Annotated in this window: 25 protein-coding genes; 10 read left to right on the top strand and 15 right to left on the bottom strand. The window is 64.9% G+C overall.

All coding sequences use genetic code 11. The features are described 5' to 3' along the window. Positions 1 to 2: 2 nt before the first annotated feature. The 3 genes from W930_RS25410 to W930_RS0100330 form a co-directional block, all read right to left on the bottom strand. Positions 3 to 1,568, bottom strand: coding sequence for a NuoM family protein (locus tag W930_RS25410; protein WP_023873630.1), 1,566 nt, complete (start codon positions 1,566 to 1,568; stop codon positions 3 to 5). Between the two features lie 384 nt (positions 1,569 to 1,952). Then, on the bottom strand, positions 1,953 to 2,573 hold the full coding sequence (locus W930_RS0100335; RefSeq protein WP_023596836.1) for a flavin reductase family protein: 621 nt from the start codon (positions 2,571 to 2,573) through the stop codon (positions 1,953 to 1,955). Between the two features lie 72 nt (positions 2,574 to 2,645). After that, positions 2,646 to 3,176, bottom strand: coding sequence for a cupin domain-containing protein (locus W930_RS0100330; protein ID WP_023596837.1), 531 nt, complete (start codon positions 3,174 to 3,176; stop codon positions 2,646 to 2,648). A gap of 295 nt (positions 3,177 to 3,471) precedes the next feature. On the opposite strand from W930_RS0100330, the gene W930_RS0100325 reads away from it, so the two are divergent. The 4 genes from W930_RS0100325 (at position 3,472) to W930_RS0100310 (ending at position 6,541) form a co-directional block, all read left to right on the top strand. Beyond that, positions 3,472 to 4,125 (top strand): DsbA family oxidoreductase, encoded by a 654-nt coding sequence (locus W930_RS0100325; RefSeq protein ID WP_023873629.1) that lies wholly within the window; start codon positions 3,472 to 3,474, stop codon positions 4,123 to 4,125. Between the two features lie 6 nt (positions 4,126 to 4,131). After that, positions 4,132 to 5,538, top strand: a complete 1,407-nt coding sequence (locus tag W930_RS0100320; RefSeq protein WP_023873628.1) for an MFS transporter — start codon at positions 4,132 to 4,134, stop codon at positions 5,536 to 5,538. Between the two features lie 207 nt (positions 5,539 to 5,745). Continuing rightward, positions 5,746 to 6,150: a DUF3224 domain-containing protein gene (locus tag W930_RS0100315; RefSeq protein ID WP_023873627.1), complete on the top strand. Its 405-nt coding sequence runs from the start codon at positions 5,746 to 5,748 to the stop codon at positions 6,148 to 6,150. Between the two features lie 34 nt (positions 6,151 to 6,184). Continuing rightward, positions 6,185 to 6,541, top strand: a complete 357-nt coding sequence (locus tag W930_RS0100310) for a VOC family protein (protein ID WP_023596841.1) — start codon at positions 6,185 to 6,187, stop codon at positions 6,539 to 6,541. 115 nt (positions 6,542 to 6,656) lie between these two features. Here W930_RS0100310 and W930_RS0100305 read toward each other — a convergent pair whose 3' ends face one another. Genes W930_RS0100305 through W930_RS0100295 form a run of 3 tightly spaced genes read right to left on the bottom strand, consistent with a single transcriptional unit; the run spans position 6,657 to position 10,905 of the window. After that, entirely contained in the window at positions 6,657 to 8,165 is a 1,509-nt protein-coding gene (locus W930_RS0100305) for a M81 family metallopeptidase (protein ID WP_051399247.1), read from the bottom strand. Positions 8,166 to 8,197: 32 nt separating this feature from the next. Beyond that, positions 8,198 to 9,517, bottom strand: a complete 1,320-nt coding sequence (locus tag W930_RS0100300; protein WP_023873625.1) for an MFS transporter — start codon at positions 9,515 to 9,517, stop codon at positions 8,198 to 8,200. Between the two features lie 38 nt (positions 9,518 to 9,555). Continuing rightward, on the bottom strand, positions 9,556 to 10,905 hold the full coding sequence (locus tag W930_RS0100295; RefSeq protein ID WP_023873624.1) for a D-serine ammonia-lyase: 1,350 nt from the start codon (positions 10,903 to 10,905) through the stop codon (positions 9,556 to 9,558). 98 nt (positions 10,906 to 11,003) lie between these two features. Here W930_RS0100295 and W930_RS0100290 point away from each other — a divergent pair, with 98 nt between their 5' ends. Continuing rightward, positions 11,004 to 11,936, top strand: coding sequence for a LysR substrate-binding domain-containing protein (locus W930_RS0100290; protein ID WP_023873623.1), 933 nt, complete (start codon positions 11,004 to 11,006; stop codon positions 11,934 to 11,936). Positions 11,937 to 11,953: 17 nt separating this feature from the next. Here the strand turns inward: W930_RS0100290 and glmS are convergent, their stop codons facing one another. Beyond that, positions 11,954 to 13,783, bottom strand: a complete 1,830-nt coding sequence (gene glmS, locus W930_RS0100285; RefSeq protein ID WP_023596846.1) for a glutamine--fructose-6-phosphate transaminase (isomerizing) — start codon at positions 13,781 to 13,783, stop codon at positions 11,954 to 11,956. A 157-nt stretch (positions 13,784 to 13,940) separates the two neighbouring features. Between glmS and W930_RS0100280 the strand changes: the two genes are divergently transcribed. The 5 genes from W930_RS0100280 (at position 13,941) to W930_RS0100260 (ending at position 18,319) form a co-directional block, all read left to right on the top strand. Next, positions 13,941 to 14,426, top strand: coding sequence for an Lrp/AsnC family transcriptional regulator (locus tag W930_RS0100280; RefSeq protein ID WP_023596847.1), 486 nt, complete (start codon positions 13,941 to 13,943; stop codon positions 14,424 to 14,426). A 102-nt stretch (positions 14,427 to 14,528) separates the two neighbouring features. After that, a complete protein-coding gene (locus W930_RS0100275) occupies positions 14,529 to 14,879 on the top strand; it encodes an IPT/TIG domain-containing protein (RefSeq protein ID WP_023873622.1) in 351 nt (116 codons plus the stop codon). A gap of 185 nt (positions 14,880 to 15,064) precedes the next feature. Beyond that, positions 15,065 to 15,835, top strand: a complete 771-nt coding sequence (locus W930_RS25405; RefSeq protein ID WP_023873621.1) for a DeoR/GlpR family DNA-binding transcription regulator — start codon at positions 15,065 to 15,067, stop codon at positions 15,833 to 15,835. Positions 15,836 to 15,896: 61 nt separating this feature from the next. Next, on the top strand, positions 15,897 to 16,892 hold the full coding sequence (locus tag W930_RS25400) for a glycerophosphodiester phosphodiesterase family protein (RefSeq protein WP_235195468.1): 996 nt from the start codon (positions 15,897 to 15,899) through the stop codon (positions 16,890 to 16,892). Positions 16,893 to 17,083: 191 nt separating this feature from the next. Next, positions 17,084 to 18,319 carry a porin gene (locus W930_RS0100260; protein WP_023873619.1) on the top strand — a complete coding sequence of 412 codons (1,236 nt, stop codon included), beginning with the start codon at positions 17,084 to 17,086 and terminating at the stop codon, positions 18,317 to 18,319. Positions 18,320 to 18,379: 60 nt separating this feature from the next. On the opposite strand, the gene W930_RS25395 is transcribed toward W930_RS0100260, so the two are convergent. The 8 genes from W930_RS25395 to W930_RS0100220 form a co-directional block, all read right to left on the bottom strand. After that, positions 18,380 to 19,270: an AraC family transcriptional regulator gene (locus W930_RS25395; RefSeq protein WP_023596852.1), complete on the bottom strand. Its 891-nt coding sequence runs from the start codon at positions 19,268 to 19,270 to the stop codon at positions 18,380 to 18,382. Between the two features lie 97 nt (positions 19,271 to 19,367). Then, entirely contained in the window at positions 19,368 to 19,664 is a 297-nt protein-coding gene (locus W930_RS30335; RefSeq protein WP_023873618.1) for a DUF4148 domain-containing protein, read from the bottom strand. A 269-nt stretch (positions 19,665 to 19,933) separates the two neighbouring features. Beyond that, positions 19,934 to 20,425, bottom strand: coding sequence for an Rrf2 family transcriptional regulator (locus W930_RS25390; RefSeq protein WP_023596854.1), 492 nt, complete (start codon positions 20,423 to 20,425; stop codon positions 19,934 to 19,936). Positions 20,426 to 20,652: 227 nt separating this feature from the next. Then, on the bottom strand, positions 20,653 to 21,675 hold the full coding sequence (locus W930_RS0100240) for a branched-chain amino acid ABC transporter permease (protein ID WP_023596855.1): 1,023 nt from the start codon (positions 21,673 to 21,675) through the stop codon (positions 20,653 to 20,655). Between the two features lie 7 nt (positions 21,676 to 21,682). Beyond that, a complete protein-coding gene (locus tag W930_RS0100235) occupies positions 21,683 to 22,573 on the bottom strand; it encodes a branched-chain amino acid ABC transporter permease (protein ID WP_023873617.1) in 891 nt (296 codons plus the stop codon). 21 nt (positions 22,574 to 22,594) lie between these two features. Further along, a complete protein-coding gene (locus W930_RS25385) occupies positions 22,595 to 23,350 on the bottom strand; it encodes an ABC transporter ATP-binding protein (protein WP_023596857.1) in 756 nt (251 codons plus the stop codon). Continuing rightward, a complete protein-coding gene (locus W930_RS0100225; protein ID WP_023596858.1) occupies positions 23,347 to 24,126 on the bottom strand; it encodes an ABC transporter ATP-binding protein in 780 nt (259 codons plus the stop codon). The genes W930_RS25385 and W930_RS0100225 overlap by 4 nt, the downstream gene beginning before the upstream one ends. Positions 24,127 to 24,130: 4 nt before the next feature. Continuing rightward, a complete protein-coding gene (locus W930_RS0100220; protein ID WP_023873616.1) occupies positions 24,131 to 24,820 on the bottom strand; it encodes a DUF2848 domain-containing protein in 690 nt (229 codons plus the stop codon). Positions 24,821 to 24,845: the final 25 nt, after the last annotated feature.

The following is a 24,845-nucleotide window of genomic DNA, read 5'->3' as shown; positions in this document are numbered from 1 at the left end:
TCTCAACCGGCCTGAGTTGCTGTCTTCACGACGAGCGCGGCACGCCCTGACGTCTCCCCCCCGCGACGCCCCGCCATGTCCGGGCTCGCCGGATCGATCACGGGAAGCCGGTGCTGCTCGATGTCCTGCACCACCTGGACGGCCGTGGCATCGATGCCGTCGGTGAGGGGCTTGGGATCGAGACCGATCGCCAGCACCATCACCGCCATGGCGCCCAGCAGCGCGAACTCGCGGCGGCTCACGTCGCCGAGCGACGCCACCCGCGCGTTACCCACGCGACCGAAAATCACGCGCTTGTACATCCCGAGCGTATAGGCGGCACTCAGCACCAACGTCAGCGAGGCTAGCGCACCGATCCAGAAATTGGCCTTGATCGCGCCCATCAATACGAGGAACTCGCCCACGAAGCCCGACGTGCCCGGCATTCCGACATTCGCCATCGAGAACAGCATCGCGAATGCGGCAAATCGCGGCATCGTGGCGGCCACTCCCCCATACGCGTCGATCGAGGCGCTTCCCGTACGGTCGTACAACATGCCGGTGCACAACAGCATGGCGCCCGAGACGATGCCATACGAAATCATCTGCATGACGGCGCCATCGGTACCCATCTCCGAGAACAGGAACAGACCGAGTGTGACCAACCCCATGTGTGCGACTGCCGAATACGCGAGCAGCTTTCGCAGATCGGTTTGCACCAACGCCACCAGACTCGCGTAGATGACGGCAATGAGCGACAGCACGACCATGACCGGCGCAAGGAAATGACTCGCATCGGGCAGCAGCGGCAAATTGAAGCGCAGCAGGCCGTAACCGCCCAGCTTCAGCATGCCCAGCATGACCGCCGCGCCGGTAGGCCCGTCAAGATGCACCTCGGGCAACCAGGTGTGCACCGGCCACATCGGCACCTTGACGGAGAACGCACCGAGAAAGCCGATGAACAGCAGCACCTGCACCGCCAGGGGCAACTGCAGGGCCTGCCATCGTGCGATGTCGAAACTCTGCGTGCGCATGTACAGATAGAGCATCGAGAGCAGCATCATCAGTGAGCCGGTCAGCGAGAAGAAGAAGAACTTCACGGCGGCATGCGTGCGATTGAGGCGTCCGTACACGCCGATGAGCAGATACATCGGCAACAGCGTGGCTTCGAAGAAGACGAAGAACAGCATGCCATCCTGCGCCGTGAACACCCCCTGCATCACCCCGGAGAGCACGAGAAAGCTGCCGAAATACGCGCTCATGCGCGTGGTCACCGCGCGCCACGACGCCAACACCACGATCACGGTCGTCACGCCGGTCAGCGCGACCAGCCACAGCGAGATGCCGTCGACCCCGACGTGCCAGGACGCATCGAACGAATCGATCCAGCGAAAACGTTCGACGAACTGAAGACTCGACACACCGGTTCGGAATCCATGGACCAGCGGCAAAATGGGGGCAGCCGACGCCAGGGCGGCAGCGAGCGACGTCCAGCGAACGACATCGGGGTGACGATCCCGACCCAGCAGCATGACGAGGGCACCGGCGACGATGGGAAGCCAGATGAGAAGCGACAGAATGGGAAACATTGGGGGACCTGATGGACTGCAACAAAAACCGGATGCCAAGGGGCAAAACCGTCGCAGCCAGGGACGAACCTCCCCCGCACGCCATGCCTGCGGCAAGGCGCGCAAATCAAGGCAAATCAATGCCGGCGGGAGGGGACGCCAGGCGCGGCGGCGTCAACGAAGGTCGCCAGCATACGCGCCTCAAATAAATTTTGCATCGCAGCAAATTTTACAAATGATTGCGCGACCTTCGGCCGACGGGACGGTCGGCGACGGGGCACAACACGGCCTGCCCACGCGCCAGTGCATGGCGACACCTCCGCACGCTCCGCCGACGACGTCGCTTCGAGGACGCATCGAACGCGTTAACGACGCCTTTCGGATTGTGAAGACAATGCTGCCGGGTCAGGCCTTCGGTCGGCGCAGATCGAACATCGGGCCGATCTCGGCATAGTCGCCGAGATAGCCCGCGCGCATGACCGGATGCGCCTTCGCGGTATCGAACGTGCCGTCCTCGCGCAGGAACTCGCGCCGGATGTGCACTCCGACCACCTGCCCGAGGGCGAGCCAGTTGTCCATCGGCTTGCCGTCGAGTCCCTGCAAGCGCACGATCTGCAACAGTTTGCATTCGAGCGATGCCGGCGACTCGGCTACGTGCGGCACGCCGACATTCACGCCGGGCGCCTTGGTCAGCCCGGCCAGCTCGAACTCGTCGACCTCATGCGGCACCGGTGCGGACGTACGATTCATCTGTGCGACGAGCGACTTGCTGGTGAAATTCCAGACGAACTCGCGCGTCGCCTCGATATTGGCGATGGAGTCCTTGAAGCCTTCGCTGCAAAAGCCGATGATCGGCGGGAAGGTCGCGAACGCGCCGAAGAAGCTGTACGGCGCGAGGTTGACGCGGCCTTGCGCGTCGTGGCTGGAAATCCAGCCGATCACGCGCGGCGCGACAATGGCCTTGAACGGATCGTGGGACAGGCCGTGGCCCTTGGCGGGGTCGTAGAAGTGAACGTCGTTGGACATGAGGCGGCAGGACCGGAAAGGAAGCGTTACCGGAGATGCTAGCGCACTCCGTCAACTCGTGTGACATGGCGATCAGTCCGCTCCATACCGGACGCCGGGCGCCGCACGCCCGAGCCGTGTCACCAGTTCGCGATGCATGGGCCATCGCGAGGCGAGCGCCGCCGCATCGGCCATCTCGAAGTCCTCGAAGGCAAAGCCCGGCGCCACGGTGCAGCCGACGAGCGCGAACCCGGTCGACGGTGCAGGCTCCGCGGCGAACCAATGGCCGGCGGGCACCACATGCTGGACCCGCTCCCCGCCCGCGACGTCATGCCCGAGCCGGGTGGTGGCGAGCATGCCGCTTGCGTCGATCTCGTGAATCAACAACGTGCCGCCGAGATGAAAATGCCAGACCTCGTCGCTGCGGATGCGATGAAACGCGGAGAAATCCCCCGCTTCGAGCAGATAGAGAATCGCCGTGGAAATGTTGCGTGCCCCGGCAAAACCTGGTGCAAGGACTGTTTGCGGCAGGATGTCCGCGGCGCGATAGGTCTCGCGATAATGGCCACCTTCGGGGTGGGGCTGCAGCCCTAGCGACGTGACGAGTTCGGCGGCTGACGGCATATCGGGCTCCTGATCGACGGGTCGGACGAATGCCTCACACGATACCGCATCGGCGCGCGCCCCCGCCGTGCAGATACCAAAAGAATTACCAGGCAAAACAATCATTCCGACAGACAAAACGACCTTGCTTCCCCATGGGGAATCGCTCCCGCTCGCAAAGCGCCGTGGATCCTCGCGTGTGGCGTGACGACATGGGCCGCCGACGAGGATTCGTGATTTGTGCGACGATTGCCGTGTTGCGTCGCGCAAGGCGGCGCGTTTTTCATTGCAGGCGCCGCGACGGCGCCGTCATCACATGCCAGCTACGCTCAAGATCGATTTTGTCTCCGATGTCGCCTGCCCCTGGTGCGCGATCGGCCTTGCCTCACTGAAGACCGCGCTCGGCCGCCTGGGAAGCGAGGTCGAAGCCGACCTGCACTTCAGCCCGTTCGAACTCAACCCGGACATGCCCACCGAGGGCGTGCCGCTCGCCGATTACATGTCGCGCAAATATGGCCTGTCGCCGGAGCAACTCGCCCAGAATCAGGCGAACATCAGTGCACGCGCCGCAGCGGAGGGTTTCCCGATGCACATGGAGCTGCGCACGCATGCGTACAACACGTTCGACGCACACCGCCTGCTGCATTGGGCACAAACGCTGGGCAACGACAAGCAGCTCGCGCTGAAGGAAGCGCTGTTTCGTGCGTACTTCGTTGACGGCAAGCGCACGAGCGACCCCGATGTGCTCGCCGACGCAGCGGCGCAAGCGGGGCTCGATACGACGCGGGCGCGGGAAATTCTCTCCTCGGACGAATACGCCGAACAGGTGCGCGCGCTGGAGCGTCACTACCAGAACCTGGGTATTCGCTCGGTGCCGGCAATCATCTTCAACAACCGCCACCTCGTGAGCGGCGGCCAACCGCCGGAAGTGTTCGAACAGGCCATCCGCCAGATTCTGGCCGAGGGCTGATCGACGATGTCGTCGCTCCCCCCGACCACTGACGTCGCGGCGGTCAATCCGCCTTCGCAGACGCAATTGCACGAGCCGCCCGCGACCGGACGCGGTCTCGCCATGACGGCAATTCTCCTTGCCGTCTCGCTCGCCAGTCTCGACACCGCCATCGCGAATACGGCCCTGCCGCAGATGGCCATCGATCTGGATACCACGCCGTCGGCGTCCGTGTGGATCGTGAACGCCTATCAACTGGCGATGGTGGCCACACTCCTGCCCTTTGCGTCGCTGGGCGAGCGCGTGGGTCACAAGCGCGTGTTCATGACCGGCGTGGCGGTCTTTCTCGTCGCCTCGCTGCTGTGCGCGCTGTCACCGACGCTCGGCTTCCTCGCGGGCGCGCGCGTGCTGCAAGGCATTGGCGCCGCGGCGGTCATGAGCGTCAATATCGCCCTCATCCGCTTTCTGTATCCGGCGCATCAACTGGGGCGCGGCGTGGGGCTGAACGCCCTCATCGTCGGCATCTCGTTCGCCATCGGGCCGACGATCGCCTCACTGGTGCTGGCGTTCGCGAGCTGGCCCTGGCTGTTCCTGATCAATGTGCCGACAGCGTTGCTGGCGCTCGCGTTCTCGCGGCGCAACCTGCCCGACACACCGCGCAGCGAACACAAGCCGGATATGGTGGCCGCGCTGCTCAACGTTGCGACATTCGCGCTGCTGATCTTCGCGCTGAGCCAAAGCGCCCAACAGGCCGACTGGCGTCTCACGCTGGCATGCTTCGTGGGCGCGCTCGTCTTCGGATGGGCGCTCATTCGCCGCGAGCGCGGCCATCGGGCGCCGATGCTCCCGGTCGATCTGTTGCGGCTACCCGCGTTTGCGCTGTCGACGGTGACGGCCATTTGTGCGTTCGCCACCCAAGGACTGGGGCTCGTCTCGCTGCCGTTCTATTTCGAGAACGTCTTGCATCGCAGTCCTATCGAGACCGGCTTCCTCATGACGCCCTGGCCGTTCTTCGTGGCCGCCGTTGCCCCGATTGCCGGCCGACTCTCGGACCGGTATCCGCCGGGCGCGCTGGGCGCGATCGGCCTGGCCATGCTCAGTGCGGGCATGGGTTTGCTCGCGATCATGCCCGAGCATGCGGCGCTTTGGGACATCGGCTGGCGCATGGCGTTGTGCGGGCTGGGTTTCGGCTTCTTCCAGTCGCCGAACCTGAAGGCATTCATGCACAGCGCGCCGCCCGAACGCAGCGGCGGCGCGAGTGGCATGGTCGGCACGTCGCGCCTGCTGGGACAGGCGACGGGCGCCGCGCTTGTCGCGCTGGCGCTCGGTCTGGCGGGTACCCACGGCTCGACATGGGCGTTGGCGTGGGGTGCGGCGTTCTCCGCGGCCGGTTGCCTGGCAAGCGGACTACGGCTGGTGGGCGGCAAGGACTGAAATCCGGCACAGTGCCCCCGCGTGACGTGCGTGTTCGAAGCCCCGCCTTGCGGGGCTTCGTCATTTCGTCATTTCGTCATTTCGGCGCTCCGGCAACCGGGGCGCTCGACGACGCGTCGGTTCGCCCTTGCATCCCGGCCAAAGTCGAGTACACTAAATACTGTACAAAAACACAGTACACACATCATTCCCGGGAGGACTACCCAATTGGAACGAACCGCAAAAGGCCTGTTCGACGTTCAGCTTGCCCCTCACCCCCTGAGTGGCGTGGCCGAAGCGACCGGCCTCGGCCGCATGTCGCTGGACAAGCAGTATCACGGCGATCTCGAAGCGACGAGCCAAGGCGAGATGCTCGCCTTTCGCAGCACCACGCCAGGGTCGGCCGGCTATGTCGCGATGGAAAGGGTTCAGGGCGCCTTGCACGGCCGCAGCGGGACCTTCGTGCTGCAACATAGCTCGACGATGACCCGAGGGGCGCCCGAACAATCGATCACCGTGGTCCCCGACTCCGGCACGGACGGGTTGTCCGGCCTGGCCGGGCGTCTGGTCATCGTCATCGCCGACGGCCAGCACTCGTACGAATTTCGCTACTCGCTGCCCGACGGTCAATGACCTGTCGGGCATCGTCCATCACCGGAGCACGCCAATGAGCCACCACGGCACGGATCGTCAGATCGACAACATCGAGTTCAACGTCAGCGACATCGCCCGAAGCAAGGCGTTCTATGGAAGCGTGTTTGGTTGGACCTTTACGGACTACGGCCCAACGTACACGGAATTCAGCGACGGGCGGCTCACGGGCGGCTTTACGACCGGCGGCACCATCCGGCCAGGCGGGCCACTGGTGATTCTGTATGCCGACGACCTCGCGCAAACGCAGTGCCGTGTCGAAGCCGCCGGTGCCGCCGTTTGCGTGCCAGCCTTCGACTTCCCCGGCGGCCGTCGCTTTCACTTCACCGACCCCGACGGGTACGAACTCGCGGTGTGGTCGGCGGCGAAATGATCGCAGACGTTGCCACGCGTCGCCGTCCAAAGCTTGCGCGGTGCGGATGAGCGGCGAGCACGGGGTGCGCCGCCGGCGCTCCTCGCGTTCACGGCACCCACGGCACTTACTGCACTTACGGCACTAGGGGAAAGGGCACGTCCTCGGAGAGTGGCCAGTACTGCCCCTGAAGGCGCTCACGCGCGAACGACGTGATGTCGGCGGTGCTCAGCCCCACGCTGTCGACGGAAATGATCTGCCTGGCCAGTTGGCGGTAGTAGGCGCGAAAGTGATTTGCGCCCTTCAAGGCGATGAGGCGGTGGCGGCTCACGTCGAGCCCATGCATCGCGAAGGGCTCGACGTCGTAAATCTGCTCCGCGCGCGACGCGACGATAACGTCCACCCCGTCGATCACTAGCCGGCACATCGCGCCCAGGTCGAAGTGCACACCGGCGAACATCGCCCCCGGCCGGTTCACGAATTTGCCGTCCGTGATCGACTTGACATAGGCCTGAGCCTCGATGGGCCGCCCCTGATAGCGTCCCAGCTTCCCGCCGAGCGACACGGCAATCGTGGCGCCGACACCGGCGGCCTGCGCCTGTGCGACCACCTGTGCGTCGTTGATGGAGGCAAAACATGCCGTTCCCGGCTCGGGACGCGCCGACAACAGGGCGCGCAGCAGGTGCGTGCCGTCGCCCGGCGTACCGCCGCCGGGGTTATCCGCGTATTCGTTCACGACAATGGGCCCTGCTTCGGCGGCAAGCGCTGCCGCCACGCCTTCGGCGGGCGACGGGAAGGATGGCCGGAACGAGACCCGATGACGCCAGATCCAGTCGGCCACCTCGTCGGCAAGGCGTTGCGCCAGCGCGGGATCGTCGTTCGTCGTGCAGATTACCGAGGGACATGGCGCGGCAATGTCGGCGTACGGAAAGCCGTGAAACCACGAACAGTCGACCACACCGTGCTGCGCCGCGAGCCTGGCACACAACGCGTTGACGAGCGCCGGGGTAAAACCCTCCTGCGTCGTGACGATGTACGGCAGCATCGGCAGGTAGCGCACGGCGGTGACAGGCTTGAGGCGACCATCGCGCATTTGCGCCAGCAACGCCACGGCCTCCACACCGCGATCGAAGAAATCGGTATGCGGGTACAGCTTGCATGGCAGGGTGATGTCGCATGACAGACGCATGGCTTCCGTAAAGTTGCCGTGCAGGTCGTAGACGGCGGCAATCGGCACACTCGCGCCGACGAGATCGCGCACAGCGCTCGCCAGATCGCCCTCGATGTCCTCCACGCCATCCGCCACGCCGGCGCCGTGCAGCGCGAGCAGGACGCCGTCGACCGGGAGCTGCGCCCGAATGCCTTCGACGATCTCGCGCCTCATCGACGCGTAGGCGGCCGCGTCGATGGTGCCGGACGGCGTGGCCTGTCCCACGAAGGCGTAATCGAGCGTCGCGCCCACGCGACGCGCGCCCTCGATGAATCCGCCCACCTGGTGATTGGCGTTGTCGAACACCTCGGCAACGCGCTGTCCCCAGTATTGCTCGAAAGCCGCCAGCGGCGTCAGGCCGGAGAATTCCGCGGCGTAGGTATTGGTTTCGTGGATGATGCCGGCCACCGCGAATCGCATGGGTGTGCGCTCCATTGTCGTAATCTCCTCAATGCTTCGGTCGCTGTTCAGCGATTGACGGTCTTCGGATCGAAGCTCAGCGCGATGACGGCGCTGATGAGCAGCGAGCCGGCAATCACGAAGATCGCGGGCGCCGTGCTGTGATAGGTGTCTCGAATCCAGCCGATCAGGTAAGGGCTCACGAATCCGCCCAGGTTCGCCAGGCTGTTGATGGCTCCGATCGACGCGGCGGCCGTGGCACCACCGAGAAACGCCGTGGGCAACGTCCACATGATGGGCGAGAAGCTGATGATCCCCGCAGCGGCAATCGACAGCGAGATCACGGCCAGCGCCAGATGCTGACCGGCGAACACGCTGGCCGCCAGACCGAACGCGCCAACGAGCATGATGCCAGCCAGATGCCAGCGGCGCTCGCGGCGACGGTCCGAGCTTCGGCCGACCAGTACCATCGCCACCGCGGCGACACAATACGGAATCGCGCTCAACAGTCCCACCTGAAGCCCGCCGACCGCGCCGGCGTCCTTGATGAGCGTGGGCAGATAGAAGCCGAGCGTGTAGAGCGCCATCATCGCGGGAAAGGTCATCAGAATGATTTTCCCGATACGCGCGTCGCGCAGAATGTGCGACAGCGGCATGTGCGGGCGGCCCTTCTCGTCCTGCGCGATATCCCGGGCGATGAGCTCGCGTTGTTCGCTCGACAGCCACTTGGCGTCCTTCACGCGGTCGGTGAGGATGAGCAGAACGCCCACGGCCAGCGGCAGGGTCGGGAGCGCTTCGAGCACGAACACCCATTGCCAGCCGGCGTGGCCGCCGACCTGATGGAAGGTGTCCAGAATCCAGCCCGACAGCGGACTGCCCAGCAGACCGGCGACGGGAATGCCTGCCTGGAAGATAGCCGTCATCCTGGCGCGGCGATGATTGGGAAACCAGTACGTCAGGAAGAGAATGACGCCAGGATAGAAGCCCGCTTCGGCGACACCGAGCAGGAACCGCACGACGTAGAACTGCCATGGCGACGTGACGAACGCCATGATGCCGGAGAGCATGCCCCACGAAATCATGATCCGGGCGATCCACAGGCGTGCGCCGACCCGATGCATGATGAGATTGCTCGGTACCTCGAACAGCATGTAGCCGATGAAGAAAAGCCCTGCGCCCAGACCGTAGGCCGCCTCGCTGAATTGCAGATCGGCGAGCATGTTGAGCTTTGCGATGCCGATGTTGACGCGGTCGAGATACGCCACCACGTAACAAAGCATCAGGAACGGAATGAATCGCAGCGCGACCTTCCGGTAAGTGGCGTCTTCAAATGCCAAACGGTCGGTGCGTGTGCCGACGGCGGATGACAACGTGACCTGAGGTTCCATGTGTCTGACTCCTGCTGCGAGTGAGTGGCTTCGATGCGTCAGGCAACTTGCCCGGCGCGTTCAGGGTCGCGCGCCAGTGCGTCGGCGCGCTCGAGAAATTCCTTGAGGGCTTCCGGAGGCACCAGCGAGCCGCCCGTCGACCAGATCACGTGGGTGGCCTCGCGCATGTCGAGGTCGTGCATGCGCACGTACGCCTGCCCTTCGGGAGAATTGAGCAACCAGTCGGGCCCGCGCACGCCTGCGGCCGCCGACGGCTCGACCAGCACGTCGAGGGTATGCTTCAGCATGCGCAGGTTCAGGAAGAGCTCGTCGTCGGTCACGGTGAACACCCCCGACAGTTGCGAGACCATGAGCGGAGCGACGAGGTGCGACGCTTCACCGACGGCCAGGCCGTCGGCATCGGTCTTGTTGTCCAGCCCGATGTCGTAGACCGACACGGGCGAATCGCTTCGCGACGCCAACTGGACCAGCATGCACGGCGAAGCCACGGGTTCGGCGAAGAAGCAGTGAACGTGCGCCCCGAAGATCGCCTTCAGGCCGTGCGTGATGCCGCCGGGCGCTCCCCCCACGCCACAGGGCAGATAGACGAAGAGCGGATGCCCGGCATCGACCGTGCGCCCCGCCGCCGCGAGTTGCTCCGCGAGATGGCGGGCACTGGCCGCATAACCGTGGAACAGCAGGGGCGATTGCTCGTCGTCCACGAAATGACTGCGCGGCGATGTCGAGGCTTGCGTGCGGCCGGCGGCAACCGCCTTTGCGTAGTCGCCCGCATGTTCGACGACACGCACCCCGCGCTGGCGCAGTCGCGCCTTCTTCCACGCCTTGGCGTCGTCCGACATGTGCACGACCGTGTCGAATCCGAGCGCGGCGGCCATCACCCCGATGCTCAGTCCGAGATTGCCTGTGCTGCCGACGGCGACCGTGTATTGCGCGAACAGGGCGCGGGCTTCGGGGGAACCGAGCACGCGGCGGTCGTCCTGCGCTGCGATCAAACCTTGTTCCAGCGCGATTCGCTCGGCAACGGCCAGCACCTCGTGAAACCCTCCCCTGGCCTTGATGGAGCCTGCAACGGGCAGCGCATCGTCGCGCTTGACGAACCATGCGCTCGCATCGTCGGCGCCACCGCGGACAACCGCGCGCTTCAGGGCATCCGCCGGCATCAAGGCCGACTCGATGTGTCCGTCGGTCCCGGCCAGTTCGGGAAACAGGTCGGCGAGCAGCGGAGCGAAGCGTTGCATCCGCGCCTGGGCGTCGAGAATCGCGTCCGTCGAGTCGCTGTTGGGCGCGAGCGGCTGCCCGAGGCGGTCATTGACCCAAAGCGTCGGCGTCTTGCCTTGAAGTCTGGCTAATAGGAGCTTTGGCAGATACGGGAGAGACATTGTTGGCATATTCCGAGAATTTCCTGATACTTCACGGAATGCTAGCGCTCTGGTTCGCGTAAAAATAGCGCTGGATTCTAATGAACGCATTAGCTGGACTAATACTTATGCAACTGGATGCATCGATGCTGGGCGCCCTGCGGTGCTTCGAGACTGCGGCCCGGCTGCTGAGCTTCACGCAGGCGGCACGCGCCCTGAACCTGACGCAAAGCGCGGTGAGTCAAAAGATTCGTTATCTGGAGGATCGCCTGGGTTACGTGTTGTTCGTTCGGCAGGCGCGCAGTCTGAAACTCACGGAGAACGGAGAGGCGCTGTTCGAGACGACGGCCCGCGCATTGGGCGACATCGAGGCCACGCTGCAACGGCTCGGCATCTCCAACGCGCCGCTGCAGGTCAGTTGCCTGCCCTCGTTCGCCTTGCAATGGCTGATGCCGCGGCTGACGGACTTTCATCGGCAGGAGCCCGACGTCTCGGTACGGCTGAAGGCGGAGTTTCAAAGCGTCGACCGACAGTCCATGCGCGCGGACGACATCGACGTTGCGGTACGCTACGACCCCACGCAATACGCGGAGGTCAAGGCCGACGTCCTTTTCGACGAGTACCTGGTCGCGGTGGCTACGCCGGCATATCTGGCGACGCACCCGGGCCTGGCGGACGGTTCGTCATTCGACGGCGTGGTCTTCCTTCACGACGCGTCGCCGTGGGACGGCGCGACCGAATTCATCGAATGGCGCACATGGATGGACGCGAACCGGCCCGGCAGTGTGCAGAACATCGACGGACCGCAGTTCAACCTGTCGAGCCTGGCGCTGGCTGCCGCGCTCAATCATCAGGGCATTGCCATTGGACGCAGCGCGCTGGTGCACGATGACCTGCAAAGCCGCCGTCTCGTGCCGATCGGCAAACCGGTCAGGTCGCCCGCGCGATATGTGCTGCTCTCGCGCGATCCCTTCGACCGGCGCACGACGATCTTCTGCGAATGGATACAGCAGGAATGCCGGCGCTTCGACGGTGCACGGTTTGGCGTGCTGGGGTTGTAGCGTGTCCTGCCCCCCTTTCACTCCACCGTCACCGACTTCGCCAGGTTTCTCGGTTTGTCGACGTCCGTGCCGCGGGCGACGGCGGCGTGATACGCGAGCAGTTGCATCGGAATGGTGTGCAGGATGGGGGATAACAGGCCGTAGTGTTCGTTCAGGCGAATCACATCGATTTCCGGCCCCGGCGACAGGCCGCAATCGCTGTCGGCGAAGACATAGAGCCGGCCGTTGCGCGCGCTGACTTCGTGCATGTTCGACTTGAGCTTTTCGAGCAGACGGTCGTTTGGCGCGACCGCGACCACCGGCATTTCGTCGCTCACCAACGCCAGCGGCCCATGCTTGAGCTCGCCGGCCGGATAGGCTTCGGCGTGGATGTACGAAATCTCCTTCATCTTCAGCGCCCCCTCCATCGCCACGGGATAATGCAGGCCGCGCCCGAGAAACAGAATGTCCTGCCGCCGCGTCAGTTGTTCGGCCCACGCCATGATCTGCGGCTCCAGCGCCAACACCTTGGCGATGGCATCGGGCAAATGTCGCAGCGCCTTCAGGTGTTGCTGCTCGTCTTCGTCCGACAGTCGCCCACGCGTCTGGGCGAGTGTTAGCGCCAGCAGAAACAGCGCAACCAACTGCGTCGTGAACGCTTTGGTCGACGCCACACCGATCTCCACGCCCGCCCGCGTGAAAAACGTCAGCGCACACTCCCTCGCAAGCGCACTCGTCGCGACATTGCAGATCGCCAGCGTGTGCCGCATGCCACGCTGCCTGGCCACGTGCATGGCGCCCAGCACGTCCGCCGTCTCGCCGCTCTGCGACACGGCCACCACGAGCGTGTTCGAATTCGGCACGCTGTCGCGGTAGCGATACTCGCTGGCGATTTCCACATTCACCGGCAGTTGCGCGAGACTCTCGATCCAGTACTTGGCCGTGAGCGCCGCGTGATAGCTCCCGCCACACGCGAGCAAAAGCACGGAATCGACCGCGTTGAACACCCGCCAGGCGTTGTCGCCGAACAACTCCGGCATGATCGCCGTCACGTCCTGCAACGTGTCGGCGACCGCACGCGGCTGTTCGAAAATCTCCTTCTGCATGTAATAACGGTAAGGCCCGAGATCCGCCGCACCACTGTGTGCCGCCACGCGATGCACCGGGCGTTGCACGCGCTGGCCCTCATCGTCGACCACCCAGAAGCGATGCAGCTGAACGTCGGCGACGTCGCCGTTCTCGAGATACACGATCTGGTCGGTCACATTGGCCAGCGCGATCGCATCGGACGCAATGAAGTTCTCGCCTTCGCCGACGCCAAGCACCAGCGGCATGCCGTCACGTGCGCCAACGAGCCGATGCGGCTCGTCGCGGCAAATCACCGCAATCGCATAGCTGCCCTGCAATTGCGCCGTGGCCGCCCTCACCGCTTCGAACAGGTCGCCGTCGTACAAATGGTCGATCAAATGCGCAATGACCTCGCTGTCGGTCTGGCTGGCGAATCGATAACCATGGGCTTCGAGCTTGCCGCGCAACGCTTCATGGTTCTCGATGATGCCGTTGTGCGAGAGCGCAATGCGCGGCGTCCCGGCGTTCGGCGACACGTGCGGATGCGCGTTGTCCGTCACCGGCTTGCCATGCGTGGCCCAGCGCGTGTGAGCAATGCCCGTATACCCGGCCAGCCCCATGCGCGTGACTTCCTCCTGGAGATTCGCCACACGCTCGACGCTTCGCGCGCGTACCAACGCGCGATCCGAATACAACGCTACGCCGCACGAGTCATACCCGCGATACTCCAACCGCTTCAGCCCATCGACCAGCGTGGGGACCACGTCCCGTTGCGCAACTGCACCGATAATTCCGCACATTTCGCCTCTCCAGAAGATTCGTTTTCCGTCAGTGAAGCGATGGTAGAGTGCGACTGGTGAAATTAATCATCGAAATAATTCAGCGAATGAAATTAAATTACACATAAAATCACGAATGAAATTTAATTTCATCGAATAACGCCCCGGCGGAGATGGCATGCCCCCTATCAATCTGGACGATCTCGACCTGCGCATCCTCGGCGTACTGCAGGTGGACGCGTCGATTTCGAATCTCGAATTGTCCCGGCGTGTACACGCATCCGCGCCGACCTGTCTGCGACGCGTGCGCGCGCTTCGCGACGCTGGCGTCATTGCCCGCCAGATCGCGATCATCGATGCCGCGAAGCTCGGGCCGACCCTGAACGCGGTGGTGGAAGTGAGCCTCGACCGACAGACTGCGGAAGACTACGACGCCTTCGAGTCCTACATCTGCGAAGAGCCCGCCATCACACAGTGTTATCGGGTGTCGCCTGGGCCGGACTTCGTCCTGATCGCACAAGTGCGGGACATGGCCGAATACGACGATCTCGCGAGGCGGCTCTTCAAGAGCGCAGCGAACGTTCGCAACGTGCGCACCTTCTTCTCGACACGGCTTGCGAAGTTTGAAGCGAATGCCCGAATTCCGCCCGTCCGCGCCGGGTGACGTGGAGGGCACACGCATGCCTGTCAGCCTTGACAGGTGCGCAATGGCGGCGGCTCGCCTAGATTGAAAGCGCTCAAATTCACGGCAAGGCCGAGGCGCATCATGGCGAACATCACGCAGGTCAGCCCAAGCCAGATCGATCGCGACGGGGGAACCTCCATCACCATCAATGGCACAGGGTTCTCGGAAGCAGTCCAGGTGTATTTCGTGGACAAGAACAACCGCAAGACCCCGGCCCGGACCTTTGCCATCGTCGACGACGGCACGATCACCGCGGTCAGCCCGTCCCTGGCCGAGACGGGACGTGCCACGGCCAACGTGACACTGGGAGATTGCCTGGCATCGGCCAACAGGATTGACGGCGCCGTCCGGACACCCGAGCAGTTGCTGTACAACCTGCAATACGTCAACGATCTATACGCGCTTGGCTCCGGGGCCGGGTCGATGCGGTAGCGCGTCGCCCCGTCGCCCCGTCGCCTCGACGCATCGTCGCATCGACGCACTGCCGTGCCGCCGGATGCCGAGCCCCGAACTACGCCTATGTTCATTTGAACATTAGCCATCGTCATTTGAATGTCACCATCGGCTGTCAAAGTGACGCTCATTGCACACTCAATGCGCGACACAGGACCCATCCGATGGACCTCTCCGAGCGTCAGACCCGCATCGTTGCGCTATTTCGCCAGCATGGCGAAATGAGCGTCGATGCGCTCGCCGAGCATTTCGGCGTGGCCACGCAGACCATTCGCCGCGACGTGAACCTGTTGTGCGACGCCAACGTGTTGCGTCGCTATCATGGCGGTGCGCGCCTGCTCACGCCCGGGCCGAACCAGCCGTATGAAGTCCGCCGCGTGCGCAATCTCGAGGGCAAGCTCCGCATTGGCCAGGCAGCCGCCGAACGCATCCCCGACGGGGCGACCGTACTGCTCGGTATCGGCACCACGCCGGAGCAAGTCGCCGTCGCGCTCGTGCATCGCAAGCGGCTTTGCGTCATCACGAACAACCTGCGCGCGGCGCTTGTGCTGGCCGGCAACCCCAATCATCGCGTCATTGTTCCCGGCGGCGAGCTGCGCTCGCCCAACCCCGAGATTCTCGGCGACGAAGCCGACCGGCTGTTCCGCGCTTACCGGGCCGACGTCGGCGTGTACAGCGTGGGCGGCATCGACGACGATGGCACGCTGCTGGACTACGACCGGCTCGAAGCGGCCTCGCGCGAAGCGCTGCGCGAAGCCAGCCGCTATCGCATCCTGGTGGCCGACACGTACAAGTTCACGCGCAAGCCGAGCGTGCGCGGCGGACAACTCCGCGAACAGGATCTTGTCGTCACCGACGGGCCGTTGCCCGACGCGCTCCATGCGCACTTGCATTCGGTCGACTCGTCATCCGTGCCTGAATGGCTCGTCGTCTGAAACGCGCTTGCCTTTCTTGCACCCACCGCTTCCGGCCACTTTTCGTCCCGAGACTTCCGCCATGCCTGCCGCCCCCGTCACCGCCATGTCCCAATGCGTCCGCCGGCTTGCCCGTCCAATGGGCTGGCATCGCCTCGCCGCCACCAGTCTTGCCGCCTTGGCCTGTGCCGTTGGCACGTTGGCGTTGCCGGGCGCCTACGCCAGCCCGCTCATCGTCGCGCATCGCGGCGGCACGGGCGACACCCCGGAGAACACGGTGCAGGCGTTCGCCAACGCCTTGCACAACGGCGCGCAGGCGCTGTGGATGACGGTACAGGTCACGCGTGACGGCGTGCCGGTGATGTACCGCCCCGCCGATCTCTCCGCACTGACCGACGGGCGCGGCAAGCTCGCCGACCTCGACTACGCGCAGGTGCGCAAACTCAATGCGGGCTACGCGTTCGCTCGCAAGGCGGACGACGGTCGCACGATTTATCCCTACCGAGATCACCCGCTTCCGATCCCGACGCTGCGCGAAGCCCTCGCCGCCGTCCCCGAGAACGTGCCGATTCTGCTCGACATGAAGCAAGTGCCCGCCGCCCCGCTCGTCGAAGCCGTCATCGAGGTACTCGACGAAACCCACGCCTGGGCGCGCGTGCGGCTGTACTCGACCGAAGCCGACGCGACCGACCGCATGCGCGCGCGTCGCCCGCAGGCGCAACTGTTCGAATCGCGCGACGCCACGCGCAACCGACTCGTCGCCTCGGCACTCGCCGGCCAGTGTGCGACGCCGCCCGCGCCGGGCACATGGGTCGGCATCGAGCTGCACCGCCAGGTTGAAGTCGTGGAACGCTTCACGCTCGGCCAGGGGGTATCGAAGGTCGTGGCCAACTGGTGGACACCGGCGGCCGTGCAGTGCTTCAAGTCGCGGGGCGACGTACACCTCGTTGCGTTCGGCGTGGAAACGCCGCAGGACTTCGAGAGCGCATCTCAACTCGGCTTCGACGCCGTCATGACCGACTCCCCGTCGCGCCTGCGCGCCGCACTCACCGCGCAAGGACACGACGCCTCGAAATAATCGCCTGCAACGGCTGCGGCCACGCGCGCAGCCGCCTCCCCGAGGAAGGTCGGACATCAATTCCCGGGAAAGCGCTTTCATTATTCTTAGGACTTCTAATTTCAAGAAAGCGACGCAGAACACCGGAACGCCAGCGTGCGGCACCGGAGGATCGCATCGCCCGCTTCGTCTCACGCTCAGGAAAATTCACCATGACGTTTCGCCCCCGCACCGTCCTCGTCCACGCCGCCACCTTCGCCCTCGGGTGCGGCGCCGCCGTACTTGCCCATGCGCAGTCGAACATCGCGCTTTACGGGATCGTCGACGGCGGCATCGGGTATGCCAGCAACGTGGCTTCGGTCACCCGAGCCGGTGCCACCGGCCGTCCAGCCGTGCTCGTCGGCAGCTCGAACACCACCTTCCAGAACGGCACGTGGCAAGGCAGCCGCTGGGGTATTCGAGGTTCGGAGGATCTGGGCGCCGGACTGAAGGCGCTGTTCCGTCTCGAGAACGGTTTCAGCATCGCCAATGGCACGGCCAGCCAGGGCGGCGCGCTGTTCGGGCGTCATGCCTACGTCGGCCTCCAGGACAAGACTTACGGCACCATCACGCTGGGCCGACAGTACGACCCGTTGATCGACCTCGTCGGTTCGGTCGGCGGCAGTGCACTGCTCTCCGGCGTGGCCGCCCATCCGGGCGACGTCGACAACCTCGACCACAGCTCGAGGGTCAATAGCGGCGTGAAATACCGCTCGCCGTCGTGGGGAGGCGTCACGTTCAGCGCCATGTATGGGTTCGGCAATCAGCCCGGTTCGATGAGTCGTCAGAACACCTGGGGCCTCGGCGCCCAATACGCCAACGGGCCGCTGGTGTGGGGGGCGGCCTTCTCACACGCGAACAACGAAAAATCGGGCCCCGGCGATACCACGATCGGCAGTTGGGCAGGGTCGTCCGACTCGGCATTCGCATCGTCGATCAACGCTGGTTATGCAAGCGCCAGGGCGCGCGACGTGATCGCCACCGCCATGACCTACCAGATCGGCGACACCACGCTGGGCGCGAACTACAGCCACACGGAATACTCGCCGGGCACCTTCTCGCGTTTCTCGCGCACGGCGAAGTTCGATACGGTCGGCGTTCTGGCGATGTACCGCGTCACCCCGGTGTTGCGCATCGGCGGCGGCTACAGCTTCACCAACGTCAACGCCCCGGCGGCGAACGTCTCTGGCGCGAAATACCACCAGTTCAATCTGGCGGCGTTCTACAACTTGTCCAGGCGCACCGAACTGTACGCGCTGGCCGGTTACCAGAAGGCGTCCGGCAGCACGCTCGATGCCTACGGAAACGTGATCGACGCCACGGCGTCGGTGGGCGACGCGGCCAATGGCATGTCCTCCGCCACCAACACCCAGACGATCGTGCGCATCGGGGTCAGCCACGTGTTCTGAGCGCCCTGCCCTCGGCCGGCCGCCCGACGCGAGCGCCGTCGACGCCCCACCGTTACGCCGCTATGCCGCCTGCGCGGGCAGCGTCGGCACGAGCGTCACTCTTGGCGGGGGCAGCATCGTCACGGCGTGCATCTGCGCGCGCAACCAGTCGCGCGGACTACTGCCCGTCTTTCGACGAAATGCACGGGCCAGCGCCGACGCACTGTCATAGCCGACCTCCTCGGCCACCCGGGCAATCGGCTGGCCGTCCCGCAGGCGCTTTTGCGCCAGACCGATGCGCCAGTCGAGCAAATAATCCGCCGGCGACTGGCCAACGACTTCGCGAAACTGCGCGGCGAAATTGGCTCGCGACATATTGGCGGCGCCGGCCAGCGACTCCACCGTCCACGGCTCGCCGGGCTGGTGGTGAATCACGTGCAGCGCTCGGGCCAGACGTGGGTCGGCAAGCCCGGCCAGCATGCCGTGACTCACCATGCGCTGCTCCAGCACGTGGCGCAACAGCTGGATCACCAGAAGTTCGAACAGGCGGTCCATCACGGCCAGGCGCCCGCACTGCGTACCGAAGGCTTCGGCAAACAGCCAATTGAGCGTAAGTTCCAGTGTCGAAACCGATTGCGTCGGCAGCACCAGATACTCCGGCAGCGCCGCCACGAGCGGATTGCGCGTGCCGCCGTCGAACGACAACGATCCGCACACCAACTCCGTGCGGTCACCCTCGCCCGAAAGCAGTTGGTGATGATTGCGCCGGGGAAAGAAGATCAGCGACGGCTGCGCGATCTCATGCCGGGAGCCGTCTTCGAGCACCAACGAAACCTCGCCCGAGCGAAGCAGGTGCAGATGGCCGCCGTCATGGGCGTCGATGCCATAGCTGGCGATGCCGCACAGGCCGCCGCTGTGAAACACACCGGCGCGAACGCCGAAATTCGAAATCAGGGTGGAGAGCCGATCCATGACGCACTCGAAACGAATAACCCGGTGCGCTGATTATGGGGGAATTGCCGAAGCCTTGCTCGGAACGCCTCTCACCCCTTCGATGAATGGCAAGGCGTCAGGCGCGGCTGTCGGCAACCGGTGCGCCCGTTCCGATTTCCGAGCGAACTTCCGCGCGCGAGCGCCCGGCCGACGCCCCTTGCTGGAGCAGCGACGGATACGTCTGCAATGATTGGTCAAGCTCGCCGGAGGCGCGTGCCACGCGCAGGGCCTCACGCACCTGCGCGCGTGTCACAGTCATAGCCTGGGAGACGCCCGTCTGCGCGGCGTCAGCGGTCTGGGTGTCGGCAAAGGCAGGCGCGCCGGCCAGCGAAGCGGTGGCGATCAGGGCGGCGGCGAAGATGCGAGCGTTCATGATGTAACTCCTTTCTGTCGGCACAGGTGGCCGTGGGTCGGTTTCCGCTTGGCACCGAGGAAGGGAGCTTTCCGGTGCGATCGGGTACGACTCAAGATTACGAAAGGACGGCCGGAATTTCGCCGCAGCGCGTCTGCAAGATGCGACCAATCGTCCAGAAATCACGATAGTCATTGCCTGCCGCTATGACCACGATAGGGAGGATTGATGAGGGGTGAAAAAACTGGCATACCACGCGCACCCAAGGCGCCAACCGTACACGACGCCGGTCAAGCGTCGCCGGCGCGTTGCTTGACCTTGATCTGCGCGACGGGGATCGCCGCCGCGACCGCGTCGCCGAGCAGGCGGCGCAGCACGGTCGGCTTGCCGAGCAGGTCGGCCAGCGTGTAGCGATCGAGAACCTCGAAATAGGCGCGCAAGGCCTCGCCCAGCACGCCGCGCAGGTTGCACGCCGAGGTGATCACGCAGCCGTTGTCGCCCTGGTGAAAGCATTCGACCAGGGCAAAGTCCGGCTCCATGGCGCGCACGACTTCCCCGAGGCCGATCCGCTCGGGCGGGCGTCCCAGTCGAATGCCGCCTGAACGGCCGCGCACGGTGTGCAGAAAACCCAGTTGCCCGAGCTTCTGCACGATCTTGACGAGGTGATTCTTGGGAATGTCGAACGCATCCGCCACCGATTGCACGTGCACGAGCTCGTCGGGATACACCGCGACGTACAGCAATGTGCGCAGACTGTAATCGGTATGGTCGGTTAGTCGCATTCGATCGAAAACGGCAAGAGAGAAGCGGACAGGATGTCCGGCCGCCCGCACGGTCCGGCACACAGGCGGCACAGCGGCGGCACAGCGGCGGCACAGCGGCGAAGCAGTTTAACATGGCCCTCAAATGCATCTTATGCCGACCAAAGGCGCAGCGCCACCCGAACTTTGCCGCATCGGGCGAGCCGCTTTCCAGCGGCTTCCCGGCCGTAGGGTGCCGCGCCTGCGGCTTACCCCTTGGCGGCGCCGGCCAGCGCCGCCCGGCGGGCACCGACCGTGCCGCGCGATGTCCACCGGCCGTGCACGACGAGCCACTCTCCCACGATGCCCCGGCGGAACAACAACACACACAGCACGAAGATGCAGCCGGTCACGACGCTCACCATCGTCCCCAATCCGGCGAACGCCTGCCAGCCGGTCGCCTGCGCAAGCCAGTTGCCGATATCGCCCAGCTTCGTCTCCAGCGACACGATCAGCAGCGCGCCCACGACGGGGCCGAAGCGCGTGCCCATGCCGCCGACGAGCGTCATCAGAATGACCGACCCCGAGAGCGACCAATGCACGTCGGAGAGCGTGGCGAAACCGAGCACGAGCGTCTTGAGCGACCCCGCCAGCCCCGCGACGGCAGCGGAGAGCACGAACGCGAGCAGTTTGAAGCGCGCGGCCTCATACCCCAGCGAGATCGCCCTGGGTTCGTTCTCGCGAATCGCCGCGAGCACCCGGCCGAAGGGCGAGGCGATCACACGCGAGATCAGCGCAAAAGTTGCCGCCACCACGGCAAGCACCACGTAATAGAGCGTGAGATCGTGGTCCAGCGAGAGCCCGAAGAGCGTCTGCCGGGGCACGCCCTGCAAGCCGTCTTCCCCACCGGTGAAAGGCGCCTGCAGACAGAAGAAGTAGAACATCTGCGCAAACGCGAGTGTGATCATGGCGAAGTAAATGCCCTGGCGCCGGATCGCGAACAGCCCGAAGACGAGCCCGAACAAGGCACCCGTGACCACACCGGTCAGCATGCCCGCGAGCGGCGACCAGGCAAGATCGCGCATGACGTAGCCCGCGAAGTACGCCGCGCCGCCGAAGAAGGCCGCGTGGCCGAACGAGAGCAGCCCCGTATAGCCGAGCACCAGATTGAGCGAGCAGGCAAACAGGGCGAAACACAGCACCTTCATCGCAAAGACGGGATAGACGCCGAGGGCCGGCAACGCTAGCAACAATGCGAGCAAGGCGAAATCGAAACGGTATTGGCGCATCATCGACGACTCAATTGTTGGCATAACCACCGAACAGACCATGCGGACGTACGAGGAGTACGAGCGCCATGATCACGAACACGACCGTGGCCGAAGCCTCCGGGTACCAGAGCTTGGTCAGCCCCTCGAGCACGCCGAGCGCCAGGCCCGTGACGACCGAACCGGCGATCGACCCCATGCCGCCGATCACGACGATGGCGAAAACCGTCACGATCATCGGCTGGCCCATGATCGGAGAGACCTGCATGATCGGAGCGGCCAGCACGCCCGCGAACGCCGCCAGTGCCGCGCCGAAGGCGTACGTGAGCGTGACCATGAGCGGCACGTTCACACCGAATGTCTCGACCAGACGGGCATTCTCGGTGCCGGCGCGCAACAATGCGCCGACGCGAGTGCGCTCGATCACGAACCACGTCAGCGCGCAAGCGCAGAGCGACGCGACCACCACCCACGCCCGATAATTGGGCAGCACCATGAACGGCAGGCGGGTGGCCCCGGCCAGCAGCGCGGGGCCGTCGAACGACATGCCCGAAACGCCGTACGCCGAGCGGCCGAGCCCTTCGATGATCAGCGTGAGGCCCAGCGTGAGCAGCAGTCCGTACAAATGATCGAGCTTGTAGATGCGGCAGAGCAGCCCCCGCTCGATGGCCGCGCCCAGCACGCCGGCGGCCAGCGGCGCGAGCAACAGCATCGTCCAATAGTCGAGCCCGAGGTACTGGCCCCCCATCCACGCGATGAGCGCACCGATCATGAACAGCGCACCGTGCGCGAAATTGATGACGTTGAGCAGGCCGAAGATGACCGAAAGGCCCAGGCTCAGCACGGCATAGAAGCAACCGTTGACCAGCCCAAGCATCAACTGGCCGAGCAGCGACGGCAAAGGAATATCGAAAGGATTCACGGCATTGACCTTGTGAGCGGATTACACGTTGAGCAGCGTTTGCAATGCCTCGGTGTGGACGGGCAACTGCGCGGCGTCGAATTGCAGCGCGATGCGGCCGTGCTCCATCACGTAGAAGCGCTCGGCGAGGGGCGCGGCAAAGTGAAAGTTCTGCTCGACCAGCACGATCGTGTAGCCCCGCGATTTGAGTGTCTCGATCATGCGCGCCAACGTGCGCACGATGGCCGGGGCCAGTCCCTCCGAGATCTCGTCGAGCAGCAGCAGACGCACGCCGGTGCGCAGGATCCGCGCGATCGCCAGCATCTGCTGCTCGCCACCCGAGAGCCGCGTGCCGGGACTGTGCCGGCGCTCGGCCAGGTTCGGGAACATGGCGTAGATCTCGTCGAGCGACATCCCCGCCCGCGCCGACACCCCGTCGCCGGCCGCGAGCACGGGGGGAAGCAGCAGGTTTTCCTCGCACGACAGGCTCGCGAAGATGCCGCGCTCCTCCGGACAGAAACCCACCCCGCAGCGCGCGATCCTGCGCGTCGGCAGGCCGATGGTTTCGCGACCGAAGACACGTACCGAGCCGTCGCGTGCGTCGGTCAGGCCGAGAATGGCGCGCAGCGTGGTGCTGCGGCCCGCGCCGTTGCGCCCGAGCAGGCTCACGACCTCGCCCTGCGCGGCCACCAGATCCACGCCGTGAAGAATGTGCGATTCGCCATACCACGCCTGCAGGCCCGATACGGCCAGCGCCGGTACGCTCGCCGCCGCAAGGGAAGCGTCATGCGCGTTCATGCGTGCGCTCCTTCCAGATCGGCGTCTGCCGTACCCATATAGGCTTCGCGCACACGCGGATCGGCCGTGACCGTGGCGTAGTCGCCCTCGGCCAGGATCTCGCCGCGTTGCAGCACCGTGATCGTGTCGGCGATGCCCGAAACCACTTTCATGTTGTGTTCGACCATCAGCACGGTTCGACCGGCAGCCACCTGCCGGATCAAGGCCGCGACACGCTCGACGTCTTCGTGCCCCATGCCCTGCGTGGGCTCGTCGAGCAGCATGACATCCGGCTCCATCGCCAGCGTGGTCGCAATCTCGAGCGCCCGCTTGCGACCGTAAGGCAGCGAGACGGTCAGCTCATGCGCATACGCCGCGATGCCCACCTCGTCGAGCAGCGCCATGGCGCGCGTATCCAGATCGCCCACCGCGCGTGTGCTGCGCCAGAAGTGGTACGAGCGGCCAGTGGCACGTTGGAGCGCCACGCGCACGTTTTCGATAACGGACAAATGTCCGAACACCGCCGAGATCTGAAACGAGCGGATCATGCCGCGCCGTGCAACCGTCGCCGGGGCGAGCCGCGTGATGTCCTCGCCCCGATAGAGAATCTGGCCCGACGTGGGCGTGAGGAACTTCGTCAGCAGGTTGAAGCACGTCGTCTTGCCCGCGCCGTTCGGTCCGATCAGCGCGTGGATCGCGCCGCGCCTGACCTTCAGATCGACGCCGCCGACCGCCGTGAAGCCGCGAAACGCCTTGGTGAGTTGCCGCGTCTCGAGAATGATGTCGTCGTGCGCCATGGACTTATCCCAGGACCGGCAACGGCGTAATGCCGTAGCCGTGCTGCAGCCGGCGCCCGAGTACCGGGTCTTCGAGTTCGAAGTCGAAACGCTCGGCCGAACGAATGCCGCCGATGGCCGCCAGCGTGCCGCAAAGCATGGCGGTGCCGTCTTCGAAGCGACCGCCCGCGTCGGCAAACCGTGCCAGCAAATCCGACGGCGCACGCATCGTCGTGACCGGTCCCTGCTGGTACAGCACCTTCTCACCGCCAATGTTGGCGTAGCTTCGCAGCACGAGACGGTCCCAATGCGGCTCGATGTCCTCCAGGCGCCAGAGCACCGTCGCGCAAGGCTTTTCGCACATCTGCTTGGACACCGTCACGCCGTACGTCTCCACTTCGCGGTCAGTGTGATCCGACGCCACGCCGACATACGTCTGCCCACCGCTGCGCACGAGCAGGAACTCGACCTCGCCGCTGCTCGCGCGCCCGCTTGCCTCGATGTGCGCCTGCGTCGTGAGCCGGTCGCTGGATACGCGATAGAACATCGGCGTGGCCGCGGGACGCTTCACGCCCAACGCCTCCAGCTCGCGGATGTGATGCTCCATCGCCTCGGTATCGCGCCCGGTCCAGCCCGCGATCACCAACTGCCTGATGGGAATGTCGAGATCGACGGCACCCTGCGCCGTCTGCACTACGAAATGCATGAGATTCATCTTGCCGACTCCGGTCATGGACTAC

The organism is Pandoraea sp. E26 (assembly GCF_000681415.1).
GTDB lineage: Bacteria > Pseudomonadota > Gammaproteobacteria > Burkholderiales > Burkholderiaceae > Pandoraea > Pandoraea pnomenusa.
Note: the sequence above shows the minus strand (reverse complement) of the source record. Positions and strands in the feature narration are given on the sequence as shown.

Bases quoted from the DNA above. Each gene is read 5' to 3' on its own strand.
- W930_RS25410 (WP_023873630.1), bottom strand. From the start codon at position 1,568: ATGTTTCCCATTCTGTCGCTTCTCATCTGGCTTCCCATCGTCGCCGGT.
- W930_RS0100335 (WP_023596836.1), bottom strand. From the start codon at position 2,573: ATGTCCAACGACGTTCACTTCTACGACCCCGCCAAGGGCCACGGCCTG.
- W930_RS0100330 (WP_023596837.1), bottom strand. From the start codon at position 3,176: ATGCCGTCAGCCGCCGAACTCGTCACGTCGCTAGGGCTGCAGCCCCAC.
- W930_RS0100325 (WP_023873629.1), top strand. From the start codon at position 3,472: ATGCCAGCTACGCTCAAGATCGATTTTGTCTCCGATGTCGCCTGCCCC.
- W930_RS0100320 (WP_023873628.1), top strand. From the start codon at position 4,132: ATGTCGTCGCTCCCCCCGACCACTGACGTCGCGGCGGTCAATCCGCCT.
- W930_RS0100310 (WP_023596841.1), top strand. From the start codon at position 6,185: ATGAGCCACCACGGCACGGATCGTCAGATCGACAACATCGAGTTCAAC.
- W930_RS0100305 (WP_051399247.1), bottom strand. From the start codon at position 8,165: ATGGAGCGCACACCCATGCGATTCGCGGTGGCCGGCATCATCCACGAA.
- W930_RS0100300 (WP_023873625.1), bottom strand. From the start codon at position 9,517: ATGGAACCTCAGGTCACGTTGTCATCCGCCGTCGGCACACGCACCGAC.
- W930_RS0100295 (WP_023873624.1), bottom strand. From the start codon at position 10,905: ATGCCAACAATGTCTCTCCCGTATCTGCCAAAGCTCCTATTAGCCAGA.
- W930_RS0100290 (WP_023873623.1), top strand. From the start codon at position 11,004: ATGCAACTGGATGCATCGATGCTGGGCGCCCTGCGGTGCTTCGAGACT.
- glmS (WP_023596846.1), bottom strand. From the start codon at position 13,783: ATGTGCGGAATTATCGGTGCAGTTGCGCAACGGGACGTGGTCCCCACG.
- W930_RS0100280 (WP_023596847.1), top strand. From the start codon at position 13,941: ATGCCCCCTATCAATCTGGACGATCTCGACCTGCGCATCCTCGGCGTA.
- W930_RS0100275 (WP_023873622.1), top strand. From the start codon at position 14,529: ATGGCGAACATCACGCAGGTCAGCCCAAGCCAGATCGATCGCGACGGG.
- W930_RS25405 (WP_023873621.1), top strand. From the start codon at position 15,065: ATGGACCTCTCCGAGCGTCAGACCCGCATCGTTGCGCTATTTCGCCAG.
- W930_RS25400 (WP_235195468.1), top strand. From the start codon at position 15,897: ATGCCTGCCGCCCCCGTCACCGCCATGTCCCAATGCGTCCGCCGGCTT.
- W930_RS0100260 (WP_023873619.1), top strand. From the start codon at position 17,084: ATGACGTTTCGCCCCCGCACCGTCCTCGTCCACGCCGCCACCTTCGCC.
- W930_RS25395 (WP_023596852.1), bottom strand. From the start codon at position 19,270: ATGGATCGGCTCTCCACCCTGATTTCGAATTTCGGCGTTCGCGCCGGT.
- W930_RS30335 (WP_023873618.1), bottom strand. From the start codon at position 19,664: ATGAACGCTCGCATCTTCGCCGCCGCCCTGATCGCCACCGCTTCGCTG.
- W930_RS25390 (WP_023596854.1), bottom strand. From the start codon at position 20,425: ATGCGACTAACCGACCATACCGATTACAGTCTGCGCACATTGCTGTAC.
- W930_RS0100240 (WP_023596855.1), bottom strand. From the start codon at position 21,675: ATGATGCGCCAATACCGTTTCGATTTCGCCTTGCTCGCATTGTTGCTA.
- W930_RS25385 (WP_023596857.1), bottom strand. From the start codon at position 23,350: ATGAACGCGCATGACGCTTCCCTTGCGGCGGCGAGCGTACCGGCGCTG.
- W930_RS0100225 (WP_023596858.1), bottom strand. From the start codon at position 24,126: ATGGCGCACGACGACATCATTCTCGAGACGCGGCAACTCACCAAGGCG.
- W930_RS0100220 (WP_023873616.1), bottom strand. From the start codon at position 24,820: ATGAATCTCATGCATTTCGTAGTGCAGACGGCGCAGGGTGCCGTCGAT.